The sequence below is a fragment of the Atopococcus tabaci DSM 17538 genome (genome assembly GCF_000429585.1).
In the GTDB taxonomy this organism is placed as follows: domain Bacteria; phylum Bacillota; class Bacilli; order Lactobacillales; family Carnobacteriaceae_A; genus Atopococcus; species Atopococcus tabaci.
This window is the reverse complement of the sequence record NZ_AUCD01000053.1, coordinates 1-16,798: the sequence shown is the minus strand read 5'-3', so window position 1 is coordinate 16,798 and position 16,798 is coordinate 1. Positions and strand designations below refer to the sequence as shown.

19 protein-coding genes are annotated in these 16,798 nt (G+C 44.6%); 1 reads left to right on the top strand and 18 read right to left on the bottom strand.

The window, feature by feature from the left end:
* Window positions 1-285, top strand: a 285-nt coding sequence (locus tag G470_RS14130; RefSeq protein ID WP_156908022.1) for an IS30 family transposase, incomplete at its 5' end; no start/stop codon positions are given.
* 146 nt (window positions 286-431) lie between these two features.
* On the opposite strand, the gene clpX is transcribed toward G470_RS14130, so the two are convergent.
* The 18 genes from clpX to G470_RS0108275 form a co-directional block, all read right to left on the bottom strand.
* On the bottom strand, window positions 432-1,685 hold the full coding sequence (gene clpX, locus G470_RS0108360) for an ATP-dependent Clp protease ATP-binding subunit ClpX (RefSeq protein WP_028274440.1): 1,254 nt from the start codon (window positions 1,683-1,685) through the stop codon (window positions 432-434).
* 213 nt (window positions 1,686-1,898) lie between these two features.
* The gene (gene tig / locus G470_RS0108355; RefSeq protein ID WP_028274439.1) at window positions 1,899-3,230 is read right to left on the bottom strand and encodes a trigger factor; all 1,332 of its coding nucleotides are present in this window, start codon (window positions 3,228-3,230) and stop codon (window positions 1,899-1,901) included.
* Window positions 3,231-3,388: 158 nt separating this feature from the next.
* Window positions 3,389-4,324, bottom strand: a complete 936-nt coding sequence (locus tag G470_RS0108350) for a tetratricopeptide repeat protein (RefSeq protein ID WP_028274438.1) — start codon at window positions 4,322-4,324, stop codon at window positions 3,389-3,391.
* Between the two features lie 114 nt (window positions 4,325-4,438).
* Window positions 4,439-5,218, bottom strand: coding sequence for an acetyl-CoA carboxylase carboxyltransferase subunit alpha (locus tag G470_RS0108345; protein ID WP_028274437.1), 780 nt, complete (start codon window positions 5,216-5,218; stop codon window positions 4,439-4,441).
* A gap of 43 nt (window positions 5,219-5,261) precedes the next feature.
* Entirely contained in the window at window positions 5,262-6,107 is an 846-nt protein-coding gene (accD, locus tag G470_RS0108340; protein ID WP_028274436.1) for an acetyl-CoA carboxylase, carboxyltransferase subunit beta, read from the bottom strand.
* Window position 6,108: 1 nt separating this feature from the next.
* Window positions 6,109-7,500: an acetyl-CoA carboxylase biotin carboxylase subunit gene (locus tag G470_RS0108335; RefSeq protein WP_028274435.1), complete on the bottom strand. Its 1,392-nt coding sequence runs from the start codon at window positions 7,498-7,500 to the stop codon at window positions 6,109-6,111.
* 4 nt (window positions 7,501-7,504) lie between these two features.
* Complete coding sequence (gene fabZ / locus G470_RS0108330) at window positions 7,505-7,936, bottom strand: 3-hydroxyacyl-ACP dehydratase FabZ (RefSeq protein WP_035445382.1); 432 nt, start codon at window positions 7,934-7,936, stop codon at window positions 7,505-7,507.
* Between the two features lies 1 nt (window position 7,937).
* A complete protein-coding gene (gene accB, locus G470_RS0108325; protein WP_028274433.1) occupies window positions 7,938-8,432 on the bottom strand; it encodes an acetyl-CoA carboxylase biotin carboxyl carrier protein in 495 nt (164 codons plus the stop codon).
* Window position 8,433: 1 nt separating this feature from the next.
* Window positions 8,434-9,675: a beta-ketoacyl-ACP synthase II gene (fabF, locus tag G470_RS0108320; RefSeq protein ID WP_028274432.1), complete on the bottom strand. Its 1,242-nt coding sequence runs from the start codon at window positions 9,673-9,675 to the stop codon at window positions 8,434-8,436.
* Window positions 9,676-9,690: 15 nt separating this feature from the next.
* Window positions 9,691-10,428, bottom strand: coding sequence for a 3-oxoacyl-[acyl-carrier-protein] reductase (gene fabG, locus G470_RS0108315; RefSeq protein ID WP_028274431.1), 738 nt, complete (start codon window positions 10,426-10,428; stop codon window positions 9,691-9,693).
* Between the two features lie 16 nt (window positions 10,429-10,444).
* Window positions 10,445-11,374 carry an ACP S-malonyltransferase gene (gene fabD, locus G470_RS0108310; RefSeq protein WP_028274430.1) on the bottom strand — a complete coding sequence of 310 codons (930 nt, stop codon included), beginning with the start codon at window positions 11,372-11,374 and terminating at the stop codon, window positions 10,445-10,447.
* 87 nt (window positions 11,375-11,461) lie between these two features.
* Complete coding sequence (gene fabK / locus G470_RS0108305; RefSeq protein WP_028274429.1) at window positions 11,462-12,424, bottom strand: enoyl-[acyl-carrier-protein] reductase FabK; 963 nt, start codon at window positions 12,422-12,424, stop codon at window positions 11,462-11,464.
* 24 nt (window positions 12,425-12,448) lie between these two features.
* Window positions 12,449-12,682, bottom strand: a complete 234-nt coding sequence (locus tag G470_RS0108300; RefSeq protein WP_028274428.1) for an acyl carrier protein — start codon at window positions 12,680-12,682, stop codon at window positions 12,449-12,451.
* A gap of 32 nt (window positions 12,683-12,714) precedes the next feature.
* Entirely contained in the window at window positions 12,715-13,695 is a 981-nt protein-coding gene (locus G470_RS0108295; protein WP_084172148.1) for a beta-ketoacyl-ACP synthase III, read from the bottom strand.
* A gap of 11 nt (window positions 13,696-13,706) precedes the next feature.
* On the bottom strand, window positions 13,707-14,159 hold the full coding sequence (gene fabT, locus G470_RS0108290) for a fatty acid biosynthesis transcriptional regulator FabT (protein ID WP_028274426.1): 453 nt from the start codon (window positions 14,157-14,159) through the stop codon (window positions 13,707-13,709).
* A gap of 240 nt (window positions 14,160-14,399) precedes the next feature.
* Window positions 14,400-14,729: a DUF2187 family protein gene (locus G470_RS0108285; protein ID WP_028274425.1), complete on the bottom strand. Its 330-nt coding sequence runs from the start codon at window positions 14,727-14,729 to the stop codon at window positions 14,400-14,402.
* Between the two features lie 139 nt (window positions 14,730-14,868).
* A complete protein-coding gene (locus G470_RS0108280) occupies window positions 14,869-15,276 on the bottom strand; it encodes a MarR family winged helix-turn-helix transcriptional regulator (protein WP_205617911.1) in 408 nt (135 codons plus the stop codon).
* A gap of 647 nt (window positions 15,277-15,923) precedes the next feature.
* Complete coding sequence (locus G470_RS0108275) at window positions 15,924-16,502, bottom strand: NADPH-dependent FMN reductase (protein WP_028274423.1); 579 nt, start codon at window positions 16,500-16,502, stop codon at window positions 15,924-15,926.
* Between the last annotated feature and the right edge of the window lie 296 nt (window positions 16,503-16,798).

The window sequence follows — 16,798 nt, the reverse complement described above, 5'->3', positions numbered from 1 at the left end:
AAAGAATTTTCAAACTGGAAAAACATCAGCAATCAACAGGATATCGACATTTATTTTGCAGACCCAGGCACGCCCTCTCAAAGAGCTCTAAATGAAAATTCAAATGGGTTACTACGAAAAACCGGTCTACCAAAAGAAATGGATTTCAATTCAGTTACACAAGAGTACATTTCAAGCGTTTCTTCTAGAAGAAACAACATTCCAAGAAAGTCATTAAATTATCGAACACCACTTGAGTGTTTCTTAGATCATGTAGACAATGATATTTTGTCTCGCTTAATTTGACAAATCAAATAATATTACAACAGAGCGTTCTTTTTGTTACAAAACCATGTCAAACCATATTGTTTTGTCCTGATAAGGGTTTTTGACAAAGCGAAAGAAGGTCCAACTTCACGTTGGACCTTCTTTCCAATATGACAGTCGTTTGATTAAACGACTTTTTGACCTTCTACATCATAGAATGTCGCTTCTCCGTCGCCAGAAACAGTGTCTTTCGTGATGACGACCCGTTTGATATCTGGACGGCTCGGAACTTCGTACATAATTTCCAGCATGATGCTCTCAATAATGGAACGTAGCCCGCGTGCTCCAGTATTCCGTTCAATTGCTTTTTTAGCAATTTCTCTCAACGCGTCTTCTTCGAATTCCAGCTCAACTTCATCAATTTCCAATAATTTCTTGTATTGTTTCACCAATGAGTTTTTCGGTTTGGACAAGATTTCCATCAAGTCTTCTTCTGTCAACTTCTCGAGCGCAGCCAAAATTGGCAAACGGCCGATGAATTCAGGAATCAACCCGAACTGCAACAAGTCTTCAGGGATGATTTGTTGGGACAAACTCTTTTCTTCATCCAATTTGTTTTGTTTGCCGGTACCAAATCCGATTACTTTTTCGCCGAGACGGTTCTTGACGATGTTTTCAATGCCGTCAAATGCCCCACCGACGATGAACAAAATGTTGGTTGTGTCAATTTGGATCAATTCTTGATGTGGATGTTTTCGTCCACCTTGAGGCGGCACGCTGGCGGTTGTTCCTTCAAGGATTTTCAGCAAAGCCTGCTGAACCCCTTCTCCGCTGACATCACGTGTGATTGAGACGTTTTCGCTCTTACGGGCGATTTTATCGATCTCATCCACATAGATAATGCCTTTTTGAGCCAAATCCACATCGTAGTCAGCTGCTTGAAGCAATTTCAAGAGGATGTTCTCCACGTCTTCTCCGACGTATCCAGCTTCCGTCAGACTTGTAGCGTCCGCAATCGCGAATGGAACGTTCAAGATTCGAGCGAGGGTTTGAGCAAGATACGTCTTACCTGAACCAGTCGGTCCGATCAAGCAGATGTTACTCTTCTGCAATTCCACATCTTCGTCTTCTTGCGTTTGAAGAGAGTTCACTCGTTTGTAATGGTTGTATACCGCGACCGACAAGGATTTTTTCGCCTGCTCTTGTCCGATGACATATTGATTTAAAATGTCTCGGATTTCTTGTGGTTTAGGAATTTCAGTTGATTCAGGGATGAATTGTTCCTGATTGATTTCTTCATCAATGATTTCTTTACATAAATCGATACACTCGTTACAGATATATACACCTGGACCTGCAACAATCTTCTTCACTTGATCCTGAGATTTGCCGCAAAAGGAACAAGAGATTGATCCGTTGCTGTTATCATCGTTAAACACTTGCAGGTTCACCTCTATTTCTAAAGTCAGTTTTTTGTCTCTGCAGACACAAGCATTTATGCCGCTCAAACTCTAATTACTTTAACATACATGCCTGATGTTTTCCATCTTTATTTCCTACAGGCTTGGAGCTTCCCGTCACTTTTACTATATAGGAAAAAAGAAGAACTTCAACTAATTGAAGCTCTTCTTTCAACACTGTTGACTCGATGATTACTCTTGGTCTTCAGAAACTTCAGATTCTTCTGTTTCTTCAGTTGGTTCCAATGTTTCTTTAGCAGTGCTTGTGATCAAGTCGATGGCTTTTTTCATTGCGATGTCATGTTTCAACATGTCATCCGTCAAGACGGAACGGACGTTGTCTTCTTCCATGCCGTACTCTTTAGCCAAGTTTTTGATTTCTTCTTCCATTTCTTCTTCAGTTGCACCCAACTCTTCTGCTTCAACAATAGCTTCCAATACCAAGTTGGTGCGTACGCGGAATTCTGCGTCCACTTCCATTTGACGGTGCAAGTCTTGTTCAGTTGTACCAGTGATTTGGTAGTACATTTCTGGAGAAATGCCTTGATTGCTCAAGTTGTTCAAGAAGATATCCATTTGACGGTGCACTTCGTCGTGAGTCATTACGTATGGAATCTCGTCAATTTTTGCGTTCTCAACCGCTTTGCGGATCGCTTCATCTTCTACTGTTTCGTTTGCTGCGTTTTCTCTGCCTTCTTGCAATTGTGTACGGATTTTTTCACGCAATTCGTCGATTGTTTCTACTTCATCGTCCACGTCTTTTGCAAATTCATCGTCCAATTCAGGCATTTCTTTAGTTTTAACTTCATGTACTTTCACTTTGAAGACTGCTTCTTGTCCAGCCAAGTCTTCAGCGTGGTACTCTTCTGGGAAAGTGACGTTTACGTCTTTTTCGTCACCAGCTTTTACGCCGACCAATTGCTCTTCAAATCCTGGGATGAAAGAGTTGGATCCCAATTCAAGAGAGTAGTTTTCGCCTTTTCCGCCTTCAAATGCTTCATCGCCTTTGAAACCTTCGAAGTCGATGACTACAGTGTCGCCTTCTTCAGCTGCATCTTCTTTCAAGACAAGCTCAGCGTGCTGTTGGCGTTTGTTTTCCAAGTTTTGTTCTACTGCGTCTTCGGAAACTTTACGGTCTTGTTTTGTGACTTCCAAGTCTTTGTATTGACCCAATTCTACTTCTGGTTTAACCGTAACAGTTGCTTCGATTTCCCAGTCTTTTCCGCTTTCCATGCTTTTCACATCGATTTGCGGTTGGTCAACCGGTTCAATTCCTGCTTCTTCAACAGCTTTAGAATAAGCTTCTGGAAGCAAGTTGTTCAATGTATCTTCGTACAAAGCTTCTTCTCCGTACATAGTGTTAAACATTTGACGAGGAACACGGCCCTTACGGAAACCTGGAACACTCAATGTTTTTTGGACTTCTTTAAATGTTTTGTCCAATCCTTTTTTCACCGTATCTTGGTCAATGGTAAAACGCAAGATACCTTTAGTTGATTCTGTTTTTTCCCATTTCACTGACATCAAAACTACCTCCGGGTACTCATTTTTACTTTTGTACTTTAAATTGCATACTTTTTTAGTTTACACTACTCATATTAAATTGTAAACAAAAAATGTCCGTGAAACCTCTTCTGACAACTGGAAAAGAGTGAGTTTCCACCTACATGCCGGGCACATGGTCAATGAACCTGCTGAGACAATTTTCGGAACCATCCCAGCATAGTTTCTTCTTCCGTTGTCTGTGTTTCGGGCATCGCCTTTTCACCATATTGGGTCAGGTAAAGGTCGCTCCATTTTCCCGGATCAGTGATCACTTCTCCTAAATAAGGGTACAGTTGCATCAAGTGCAGCTGTGCTTCTTGGAGAATCAGTGCCGACAAGCTCGGATTCTTTTCCGTCGCATTTTTCAATCGAGCTTGTACTCCTATTGTCACAGGATGCTCCTCCCAGTCGTATAAGTCGACCGGACGGATAGAACGGCGCTCGTTGAACCACAAAAACTCCACTTCTTCTGTCAACCCCAGTTCTTTCAAGTAATGCAAAGCAGCGGTTTTCGTAATCTCTGTGGCAAACGGGTTTTGCAAGACCGCTCTACAGCCGTTTTCCTGCAAACGGTCAGGAAGTTTTTTGACTTCTTCCATTAAAAGAAGCTGTTCCTCCAAACTTAAATCACCGACTGCATACATCTTCTTCAGCAAGGTCTGCTCGTACGCTTTCACTTCCTGGTTCATTTTTTCTTTTTCTGCATCCAGTGTTTGCGCCAGCTTCAGCCACTGATCACGGAAAGAACCATGGACTTCCAGCTGTTTTTTGATGATTGCTTCTGCTTGAAGAATTCTTTTTGCTTTGATCAACAGTGTGACATAAAAGATATAGCGGTACTCATTGCCTTCATAAGCAGCAATCATTTCTTCTGCCACATCCACCGCTTCTTGGTACTGGCCGGTTTCATATAACGCCGTCACAAACAACGTGTTGCTGACCTTCTCTTTTTTACAATCATAAGCTTTTTCAAAATACGTCACTGCTTCGTGCACATTTCCATTGTTCATCAATTCGGTGCCTTTCAACAAAAAACGCTCATAGTTTTTCGGAAATTCGATTTTATCTCCCATGTGCACACTCTCCAAATTCTCTTTGTCACATAGTGTATCACAAAAGAAAAAGCAGGAAAACCAACTTGAAACTCCAACGAAAAAAGGCCGGAAACATCCCGGTCTTTTTACTGTTTAAAATTTTCTGAAACGGTCATATCTTGATTGAATGAGCTCTTCTTTGGGCAAATTCATTAATTCGTTGAGCTTGGTTTCAATCTCTGTTCGCATATTGCATAAAATGTCTTCTTGCGGAATCCAGCCATGTTCATTTCGTTCTGGAACGATGCGTTCAATGACGCCCAATTCTCTTAAATCGTATGCTGTGACTTTCATCATTTCCGCTGCTTCTTTCGCTCGCGAAGCATCTTTCCACAATATGGAAGAAAACCCTTCAGGAGACAAAATGGAATAAACCGCGAACTCCATCATCCACACTTCGTCGGCGGCAGCCAACGCCAAAGCGCCTCCGCTTCCGCCTTCTCCAATGATTATGGACAAAACTGGAACTTCCAGCTGACTCATTTCCAACAGGTTTCGAGCGATAGCCTCGCCTTGTCCTCTGTTTTCAGCTTCCACTCCACAGTAAGCACCTGAAGTATTCACGAACGTCACAATTGGACGTCCGAATTTCTCAGCCTGCTTCATCAGACGCAGAGACTTTCGGTACCCTTCCGGATGGGGGGAACCGAAATTTCGCGTGATGTTTTCTTCCAAGTCGTGCCCTTTTTGGTTTCCTATTACAGTGACCGGCATGTTGCCTAACCGGGCGATTCCGCCAACCAAAGCTTTGTCGTCTTTATAATGGCGATCCCCATGAAATTCAACAAAATCATCGAAGATGGCGTCAATCAATTCATATGTGGTCACCCGGTCGGTCTGACGGGCTATCGATACGACTTCCATTGCTTCCATCTTGGATCACCTCTTCCTCAAGCTCTGCTGCCTGCTTCATTTGCTAAACGTGCAGAGCTATCAATTTGCTTAACATTCCACGTAATTCGTTTCTTGGGACAATTTTGTCGATAAAGCCATTCTCTAATACCATTTCTGCCCGCTGGAAATTTTCCGGAAGCGATTCTTTGATTGTCTGCTCGATGACACGTCTTCCGGCAAATCCAACCAATGCGTTTGGTTCTGAAAGGATGATATCCCCTTGCATCGCAAAACTGGCGGTCACTCCCCCGGTGGTGGGGTCTGTCAATACAGTTATGTACAGCAGCCCTTCCTTTGAATGGTTTGCAATAGCCGCGCTTGTTTTTGCCATCTGCATAAGAGAAATGATGCCTTCTTGCATCCGTGCGCCGCCGGAAGCAGTGAACAAAATAACAGGAAGGCGTTCCTCGGTCGAGCGTTCGAACAGGCGGGCGATTTTTTCTCCTACAGCATGCCCCATGCTCCCCATAATAAAATGCGAATCCATGATGCCGAACGCCACTGCCTGTCCCTCGATGGTTCCTTTGCCTGTCAAAACCGCTTCCCGCAAGCCGGATTTGATTTGTGCTTGAACAATTTTTTTATCGTATCCCGGAAATTCCAATGGGTCTACTGAGACAACGTCTTCGTCCCATTCTTCAAACGACCCGTCATCCATGATGATCCGCAGCCGTTCTTGAGCACTTATGCGGAAAGCATAGGAGCAGTTCGGGCAAATTTTTTCTTCGCCCAAATCTTTGGAATAAACCGCTCTTTGACAGTTGGGACATTTTTGAAACATCCCATCTGGTACTGACGGAACCGTTCCTTCAGCTTTTTCGCCCGCTTGTTGAATAGGAATATAAGCTCTTTTTTTGAACAGCCTCATCTTATTCCTCCTCAGTCAGTTGGACAGCCTGTGTTTTTTCCAGCCATTCCTCGATATAGCCGCTTTCCAAAAATGATGTGTCGTAGTCGCCGGATAAAAAGCGCTCGTTTTCCAACAAATCTATATGGAAGTCCTGATTCGTGGTGATGCCTTCTATAACCAATTCTGTCAGCGCACGTTTCATCTTAGCAACAGCTTCATCTCTGTTGCGTCCGTGAGTGATGATTTTCGCAACCATCGCATCGTAATAAGGAGGAATCTCTCCTCCAGCGTACAATGCACTGTCCACACGCAGGCCGTTCCCTCCAGCCGGCAGCAACAGATACGAAACCTTACCTGGAGACGGCGCAAAATTAAACAACGGATTTTCAGCATTGATGCGACACTCAAGAGAATGTCCTTGAATGACAATGTCGTCTTGTTTTACCGATAACGGTAAACCGGCTGCCACACGAATTTGTTCTTTGATAAGATCGACCCCTGTTACCATTTCCGTAATCGGGTGTTCCACCTGGATCCGTGTGTTCATCTCCATGAAGTAGAACTGACCTTCTCTATCCATCAAGAACTCGATGGTTCCGGCATTTTTGTATCCCACCGAACGAGCGGCGCGGACGGCTGTTTCGCCGAATTCTGCGCGTTGCTCTTCAGTCAGTACCGTCGATGGCGCTTCCTCCAGCAATTTCTGGTGTTTGCGCTGCATCGAACAGTCCCGTTCGCCTAGATGGATCACATTGCCATGATGATCTGCCAAGACTTGGACTTCAATATGTTTTGCCGGAGAGATGATTCTTTCCGCGTACATGCGGCCGTCTCCAAACGCAGCCTGCGCTTCGTTTTTTGCACTGTGAAAGGCAGGAAGCAGTTCGCTTTCTTCCCGCACCACGCGCATGCCTTTTCCGCCGCCGCCTGCTGCTGCTTTCAACATCAACGGATATCCTAGTCGGGCAGCTGTTTCCAATACTTCGTCTTCTGATTCCAAAAACCCATCACTTCCAGGAACAACCGGTACGCCGGCTTGAATCATCAATTCCCGCGCATGTGCTTTGTTCCCCATTTGATCAATGGTCGTCCCATCCGGTCCAATAAAAGCGATGTTCAGCTCTTGGCACATTTCTGCGAAACGACTGTTTTCAGAAAGGAAACCAAAACCTGGATGAATGGCTTGCGCCTGCGTTAGGATAGCGGCACTGAGGATGTTTTGCATATTCAAATACGACTCACCCGCTTTGGCCGGTCCGATGCAGATTGCTTCATCGGCCAATTGCATGTGGAGGGCGTCTTGGTCGGCTTGTGAATAAACAGCTACAGTTCGAATTCCCATTTCGCGGCAAGCGCGAATAATCCGTACGGCGATTTCTCCACGATTCGCCACCAATATTTTATTGAACATGAAATTACCTTCCTATAATGAATGTCATTTCTACTTCGCAGACTTTTTTCCCATCCACGTAAGCAACGCCTTTTCCGATGCCGGCGTATTCTTTCAATTTGACGATATCCACTTTCAATACCAACTGGTCGCCAGGAACTACTTTTTTACGAAATTTCACATTGTTCAATCCGCCCAAGTAAGCTGTTTGTCCTTGGAATTTGTCCAATTTCAACAATGGAATGGAACCGGCCTGAGCCAAAGATTCCACAATCAATACGCCGGGCATGACTGGTTCGCCAGGGAAGTGTCCTTGGAAGAACTCTTCATTGATGGTGACGTTTTTGATGGCTGTCACGTGTTCTCCAGGGATCAATTCTTCCACTTTGTCAATGAAATAAATTGGGTAACGGTTTGGAATCAATTCTTGTACATCGTTTACGTTCATTACGGTCATTTTATTGGCCCTCCTCTTTAATGCGGAATAACGGTTGTCCGTATTCTATCGGCTGCCCGTCTTCCACCAATACTTCTTGTACGATACCATCTGTATTGCTCTTAATTTCATTCATTACTTTCATCGCTTCTATGATGCACAACGGTTCCCCTTTTTTAACGGTATCTCCCACTTGTTTGAATACAGGTTGATCAGGAGAAGGGGAAAGGTACACGGTACCGACAATCGGCGATTCCACTACGTGTCCAGGCTCTTCCACTTCAACTGGTTCGATGGACGGAACAGGTTTTGCTGCTTTTACAGGTTCACCGAAAGGAACTGGCTCTGTCGCAACAGCTGTCGGTGCCTCCGCGTGATTCTCTGTTGTCACTTTTGAGACAACTGCAGAGTTGTTCTTACTCATTCGTACCGCTAGTTGATTGGTGTCGAGTTCAAATTCGCGCAATTCTGAGTTATTCACCAACTGAAGCAATTCTTTGAGTTGAGCAAAATCCATCTTATGCTCCCTCCCATTTCTTGAAACAGGTTACTGCGTTGTGTCCGCCGAATCCTAAGGAGTTATTCAAGGCATATTTGATGTCTTTCTGTTGGGCTTCATTCGGTACGTAGTTCAAGTCGCACGCTTCATCTGCTTCCTGCAATCCGATAGTCGGCGGCAGAATGCCTTCTTCCACTGCCTTCGCACAGGCAATCGCTTCGATGGCGCCTGCTGCTCCCAACAAATGTCCGGTCATACTTTTCGTACTTGATACAGCCGCGTTTTTCGCCGCTTCTTCTCCCAACGCCAGCTTGATTGCCGCTGTTTCAGAAGAGTCATTAGCTTGAGTACTTGTTCCATGGGCGTTGATGTAGCCAACGTCTTCTGGTTGGATTCCTGCCTCTGTCAAAGCCAACCGCATCGCACGGGCCGCTCCGTCACCATCCGGCGATGGCGCAGTCATGTGGTAGCTGTCTGCAGTAGCGCCGTATCCGACTACTTCTGCATAAATCGTTGCATTCCGCTCCACGGCACTTTCCAAAGATTCCAACATCAAAATGCCGGCTCCTTCGCCCATGACAAATCCATGGCGGTCTTTGTCAAATGGAATGGATGCACGATCAGGGTCTTCGCTGGTGGAAAGAGCATTCAATGCCGCAAAACCGGAAATGCCGATTTCGTTGACACTTGCCTCTGCTCCGCCTGCAACCATCCAGTCCGCGTAACCGTGTTTGATACTACGGTATGCTTCTCCGATGGCGTTGTTTCCTGAAGCACAAGCCGTCACGACAGACATATTCGGTCCTTGGGCGCCGGTTGCGATGGAAACGTTCCCTGCCACCATATTGGCAATCGCTTTTGGCACGAAGAACGGCTCCACGCGGTCCATTCCTTTGTCGTCCATTTTGATGATTTGTTTTTGCATGGTGCCCAACCCGCCGATGCCGGTTCCAACCATGACACCGAAACGAGTTGCATCAATCTCATCTACATTCAATCCGCTGTCTTCCAACGCTTGCAATGAAGCTGATACACCGTACTGCGAAAATAAATCCATTCTTTTTGCTTGTTTGCGATCCATATGATCCGCTGCTTTAAAGTCTCTGACTTCTCCTGCTACATGAACATTGATGGATGAGCCGTCAAATTTCGTCAATGGGGCAATCCCATTTTTACCTGATTTAAGGCCATCCCAAAATTCTGCAGCACTGTTTCCTAGAGGGGTGATTGCTCCAATCCCCGTTATCACTACGCGATTCATATTTTTCCTCCTCACTCAGCCGTTCATCACCATTCCGCCATCTACATTGATGACTTGTCCGGTGATATACGATTGGTTGCTTAAAAACAACACTGTTTCTGCAATTTCTTCCGGTTCAGCTAACCGCTTTAACGGAATCTGGGACAAGATGCCTTCACGCACCCGTTCATTTAATACTTTCGTCATGTCAGACGCTACAAATCCCGGAGCCACCGCATTGACGGTGATTCCGCGAGATGCCAACTCTCTGGCCGCTGATTTGGTTAATCCCAAAATCCCGGCTTTGCTGGCAGAATAGTTCGCCTGTCCGATGTTTCCGGTCAATCCCACTACACTCGACAAGTTGATGATCGTGCCGCTTTTTTGCTTCAACATCACTTTAGCCGCATGACGGATTGTGTTGAATGTTCCCGTCAAGTTGATGGAAAGTGTCCGATCAAAGTCTTCCGGAGACATCCGCACAAGCAGTGTGTCTTGAGTGATGCCGGCATTGTTGACCAGCACATCCACACTTCCAAACACCTCTTTGGTTTCGTCAATCAGCTTTTTCGCAAAGTCAAAGTCGCTGATGTCCCCAATGATGGTGTGCACAGCGGCTCCAGCTTGTTCTATCTCTTCAATTACTTCCGGACTAATTTCTTTCCGTCCGTTCAACACGACATTTGCGCCCATTTGAGCGAAAGCTTTTGCGATGGCTTTTCCAATTCCACGTGAACTGCCCGTCACGATCACCGTACGCTTTTCTGTCTCCATAGGTCACCTTTTCCTTTTATTTAGTCAACGATTCCAATGTTTTCGTCAATGTTTTTTCGTTTTCAACGTTCATCACGTTGGCGGAAAGATCGATTTTCTTCACAAATCGGCTCAATGTTTTTCCAGGACCCAGTTCCACAAAAGTTGTCGCCTCATCTTGAATCATGTTGCGGATCATGTCGTCAAAACGGACAGGTGACATCACTTGCTGCACTAAGAGCCGTTGAATGTCCTCTGTACTCTTAAAAGCCGTTGCGGTTGTATTCCCATAAACAGGAATTGTATACGGTTTAAACTCATACTTCTTCAATTCCGCTTCCAACTTATCAGCTGCTGGTTTCAGAAGCTGCGTATGGAAAGGGCCGCTGACTTTCAATGGCACAACTCTTTTGGCGCCTTGCTCTTCCAACATTCGGGAAGCTTCTTCCACGCCTTCCGCTTCGCCTGCAATGGAAACTTGTCCCGGCATGTTGTAGTTTGCCGGCTGAACGTAATGTTGTTTCGATACTTGATTACAGATGGATTCAATCAGTGCGTTATCAGCCCCCATGACGGCAGCCATAGCTCCTTTTCCTTCAGGAACGGCTTCTTCCATAAAAGTCCCTCGTTGATGAACCAACATTACGGCGTCTTCGTAAGAAAGAACTCCTGCTGAAACCAATGCACTGTATTCCCCTAGACTAAGACCGGCTGCCATGTTTGGGGCAATCCCTTTGTTTTTCAACAATTGATCCAGCCCATAACTGAAAGCTAAAATCGCCGGTTGAGTATAAGGTGTCCAATGCAACCGCTCGTCTTCATCAAAACATAAAGCTGCCATGTCAAGACCAAGAATCTCCCCGGCTTCATCGATCGCTTCTTTTACTTCACTGTATGCCTGGTAAAGTTCTTTCCCCATACCTGCATATTGGGCTCCTTGGCCGCTGAATAAAAACGCAATAGACATAGCCGGTCCTCCTTATAAATAAAAAAACCGAAAAACTTTGGAAGATTGAACTTCTTCAGTTTTTCGGCCTCTTCGTAAAGAACTTCCTTAATTTAGAGCCAAAAGTTCTCTTTGTTTCAATATGACCGCTTTGTATCCGGTCATTAAGTCCTGAATGATTTCTTCAGCACTCTGTTCTTCTTTCACCAGACCGGCACACTGCCCGGACATGAAGGAACCTCGATCTTTGTCTCCTTCAATGACCGCCCGTCGCAATGCACCTTTCCCAAGCTCTTCCAATCTTCCGAAATCCGGCTTCGGATCGCTGGTGATTTGTTTTTCGACTTTTAAGTATTCTCGGGTGAGTTTGTTTCTCAATACACGGACTGGGTGTCCTGTGATTTGTCCAGTCACGACAGTGTCGATATCCGATGCTTTGATGATCGCTTTTTTAAAGTTTGGATGCGCGATACTTTCAGTAGCCACAACGAAGCGTGTTCCTAACTGGACCGCAGAAGCTCCAAGCATCATGACTGCTGCCATTCCGCGACCGTCTGCAATTCCTCCGGCTGCAATGACCGGAATGGACACCGCATCCGCCACTTGTGGAACAAGGTTTAGCGTGGTGGTTTTTCCGATATGGCCGCCAGCTTCCATGCCTTCACAGATAACTGCATCGGCTCCTTCTTTTTCCATTCGTCGCGCCAAAGCAACGGAGGCTACGACCGGAATCACCACAATTCCTGCTTCTTTGAAACGAGACATGTACCTTCCGGGACTGCCTGCGCCGGTGGTTACTACTTTTACGTTTTCCTCAATGATGACGTCCACTACTTCATCGACATAATCAGACAAAAGCAGTACATTGACACCAAAAGGCTTGTCCGTGTGTTTCTTCGTTTCGCGAATCAAATTACGGACTACTTCTCCCGGTTCGTGACCAGAGCCGATCATTCCCAAGCCACCTGCATTGGAAACGGCACTGGCTAAACTTGGAGTCGCGACCCAAGACATCGCTCCTTGTATGATAGGGTATTTGATCCCGATTTTTTCAATCAGCGAGTTCTGCATAGGGTCTTTCTCCTTTCTTTTGACTTATTTTTCAGCCAATTGTTTTTCTACAAGGTCAACAATGTCTCCGACAGTGTTCAAACCTTCTTCAGATTCAATTTTGATGTCGAATTCGTCTTCAATGTCGTTGATGATTTGGAACAAGTCCAAGCTGTCTGCTTCTAGTTCTTCACGGAAGTTAGTGTCGCGTTGTACTTCTTCTTGCTCTTTGTCCAATTGGTCCACGATGATTTCTTGAATTTGTTCGAATGTAGTCATTTATAATTCCTCCAGATTGTTAAGTATATTTTTTATAATTGGATCAGCATGGAACCCCATGTGAGGCCGCCACCGAATCCAGAAATCACAATTTTTTTTCCGCTCCCAAGTTCAAGTTCTTTTGCTTCCAACATATCTGCTAACAATATTGGGATGCTAGCAGCGGATGTGTTGCCATAATAACGAATGTTTGTGGCAAATTTACTTATTGGAAGAGACAGTTTCTTCGCTACCACCTTCAGCAAACGTTGATTTGCTTGATGCAAGAGATAGTGATCCACTTCTTCCAACTGCATTCCCGCACCTTCCACAGTCGCTCGAAGGCTGTTGGGCACTGTACGAGATACAAAGTTAAAAATGCCGCGGCCGTCCATCGTCAATGCCTGGTTGGCCGGATCGGAACCGTCTGCTGGCTTCAGTGGATTATCCACTTGAGTAAATCCACTGGTCAGCGCATCGGATTGCCCGCCGTCTGCATGTAAATCTTCCGCCAAAGATAATGACGTGTCGGTTTTCTGCAGCAGGACACCTCCAGCTCCGTCCCCAAACAAAACGGCTGTTGAACGATCTTCCCAATCCACTGCTTTCGACATCGTCTCGCCGCCTAACACCAGTCCATATTCGTATTGTCCGCTGTCCATCAGTTTTTCACCGACCGACAACGCATAAACGAACCCAGAACAAGCTGCGCTGATATCAAAGGCCATCACCGGGCCCGCTCCAACACCGTGCTGCACAAGCGCAGCGACAGAAGGCGAATGGTAATCCGGCGTCATGGTTGCTACGATGATGAATCCGAGTTTTTCCGGAGCAACTGCCGCTTTGTTCAAAATCGAGAGTGCCGCTTGGATACACAAGTCTGAAGTGTTCTCGTCCGTACTGATGTTTCGGTATTCAATTCCAGTACGGGATCGAATCCATTCATCCGATGTATCCATCCATTCCGCTAGTTGGTCGTTTGAAATCGACTGATCGGGAACGTATTTACCCGCAGCAATGATTTTGGCACCCATAGTATTCATCCTTAATTATTGCTGTTTTTGGTTTTATCAAGGAAGTCGTGTAAGTTACGCAAACCTTTCATCAGTACCTTCACTTCTTCCTCGCTCATTTCTTTCACAGTGTATTTCACCATATCGCGGTGGAATTTGTCATGCAATCGGTACAACAGCCGACCCTTTTGAGTCAATCCAAGTTTTACGACGCGTCGGTCTTCTTCACTGCGTACCCGCTCAACGTACCCTTTTTTCTCTAAGTTGTTGATGGCGGTGGTCAGTGTGCCTGCGGTGATGCCGAGTTTTTTCGCTACTTGAGTGGTTGTGTGTTTACGGTACATACCGATTGCTTCGATGGTGTGCATCTCTTTTATGGAGATGTCTTTGAATCGGCTTCCTCTTAAAGCCTCTTCTTCAATCATCAGCACTTCATTAAAAATCGTCACCAAGTACTGATTGACTTCATCTACAAACGTATCCACATCAGCTCCTCCCTTTCCCATAATAAAAAAATACTTTGATTATCAAAATATTTGACAACCAAAATGTTAACCGATTGTATATCCCCTGTCAACCAAATTCATGAACTTTTTTCGCAGAAGGCGCTTTCATTGTTGTCGTGAAAAGAAAAATAAAATTTGATTATCAAAGTATATCCGGCGTATACTCCCGTTTAAAAACAAAAAAACACCCACTTTTCATTGAGTGGGTGCAATAAATATTTAAATAAATTCTTCTATATCTTTGAAGTTAACAATTGTTTTTTCTTCAACCAGATCAAACATTTTCTTCGAGGATTCATCCCAATTGACTTGAACCACCGCACTGTTTGTGAGCAGTTTTTCAATTGTGCCGGACATCTTCTCTCCTCTGAAAGAAAAAGTAATCTCGTCTCCGACGTCGGGGCGGAAAGATTCTTTGATTTCTTCGATCAATTTTACAGCTTCTTCATAAGGCATTCCTAAAAGGTTTGCAATGCGAGAATTGCTGGCACCCTTCCGGAGTTCTGTTTCCACTAGCGATTGGACTTCCTTAGTGACTTCTTTTTCCATCCATATCCCTCATCTCTCATACTTTCTGTGCTTCCCTGCCCGCTTATTAATATTCATTATATCACAATGAAACGGATTTTTCGAGCGATGATTTATTGACCTGTAAGAGAAACGGAGCCAATTGGCCCCAATGGAGGGGTTATTCAGGGACTTCCCTGTCTTCCACATGGTAACCCAATTTCTTCAAAGTGTCGTTCAACTGCCGGATTTCATCTTCTTCCAAGACGTCAAACATATGTTTGATTACTTGCGCGTGGTTAGGAAAGATTTCTTCCATTTTATTTCTTCCTGATTCAGTCAATTCCACATACGTCACACGCCTGTCTTTTGTATCCGGAATCCGTTCAATGTATCCTTTGCTTTCCAACTTGTCTACCACATAAGTGATGCTGCTGCTGGCCAACAATATTTTTTTACCCAGCATTTGAATCGGCTGTTTGCCTTTGTTGTACAACAGCTCCATCACTGTAAATTCAGTTGAATTCAAACCATATCGATTCATATCTTTTTTTAACGCACCTTCAACGCTTTGAGATGCCCGCAACATGATACGCAGTGCATTCAGTGATAAATCTGTCCGATTCACGTCGCCACTCCTCTCGTCTCCCAAATGAATAAGTTTGAGAAATTCTTAATTCGAGAAAATTATACCATGAATTCATAAGGAACACAAAAATAAAGGGAGGAGCTGAGCCCCTCCCCTTTCATAAACTATAGTATGATTCCCACATCTTGGATACAGAATCAGCGTTTATATTCGGTGTTTCCTAAATTTGTTTTTAACAAACCGGGAATCATACTACTTATTACGCGCTCTCCGCTTTGGCTGGTTCTCTTTTTAACCTTTTTCCAATCACACGTGACAGGCTCAAACATCAGTTTCCGTTAACACTGTTACCATTCTATTCAGATCCGTGTCAGGTTTTCACCAAAAACTGTTTGACTTAACGCCTTACGGAGAGCACGCGCTTAGACAACTGCTGCAGTTGCCTTTTGCTGAACCATGAAGATGGTTCTGTCGTAAAGAGCGATATGCATTCTTCCGACAGCTTTGCATCTCCCTCTCTACGCTTATAATATAACACGAAAGCGCTAACATAACAATAGTTATCGTTTCATTTTCATCCACTTTTAGACAAGAAAATGAGACAGCCGGAAAATTCTCAGCTGTCTCAAACGATTACTCTGTATTTCTTATTGGTTTTGAGCTTTTTTCTCTCGGACAAATTGCATGCCTTCTGTCCAAGCCGCCAATTGACTCAACATGGTGTTCACAGCTTTAACTTGCGCATCACTCGGATTGAACCCTTCCTCGTTCCAGTCATAAAACAAAGACAACGCCGGTTGAGTCCGGACATGTGCGACTTGAAATTCGGATAACACAATTCGTAATTGTTCAGCTGAACGTACTCCGCCTGCAGATCCGTAGCTGACAATCCCTGCAGCTTTGTCGTTCAATTCTGTGTAGACATAATCCAATGCATTCTTCAATACAGACGGCATTCCATGGTTGTATTCCGGCGTCACGAAGATGTAACCGTCAAAGCTTTGCATTTTTTCTGACCATGGGCGTTGTTGCTCTTTCGCAACTAAGTCATCGGTATAAGCAGGAGAAGCCGGTTCTGCGAACAATGGCAACTCATAGTCTTTCAAATCGACTAATTCATATTCTGCACCGCCGAACTTGTCCGCTAAATTTTTGACCCATTTGGCCACGTCTTCGTTTACACGTCCATCGCGGATACTTCCCATGATAATTCCAATTTTTGTCATGAAACATCCTCCTCATTTTGCTTCTAATAGTCTGCAATCGTCCTTACAATTTAAATCATAACGAAGATGGTTATATGAAGCAAATGTTCCGATTGCGTTTATCCTTAAATAGAGATTTATTTCCAAAAGAAAAACATACTAAGATTAGTAGGTAGAAACCTCGACGGGGGTTTCTGCCTACTATTTTTCTTTTATAGAAGTATAGTAAGGGTGAAAGGAAGCTCGAACAAGCTCTCGAGGACCACGAGTCCGAAACAAAAACAGAGCTCCTTCACTGTCATTTCTCAATCAGGTTT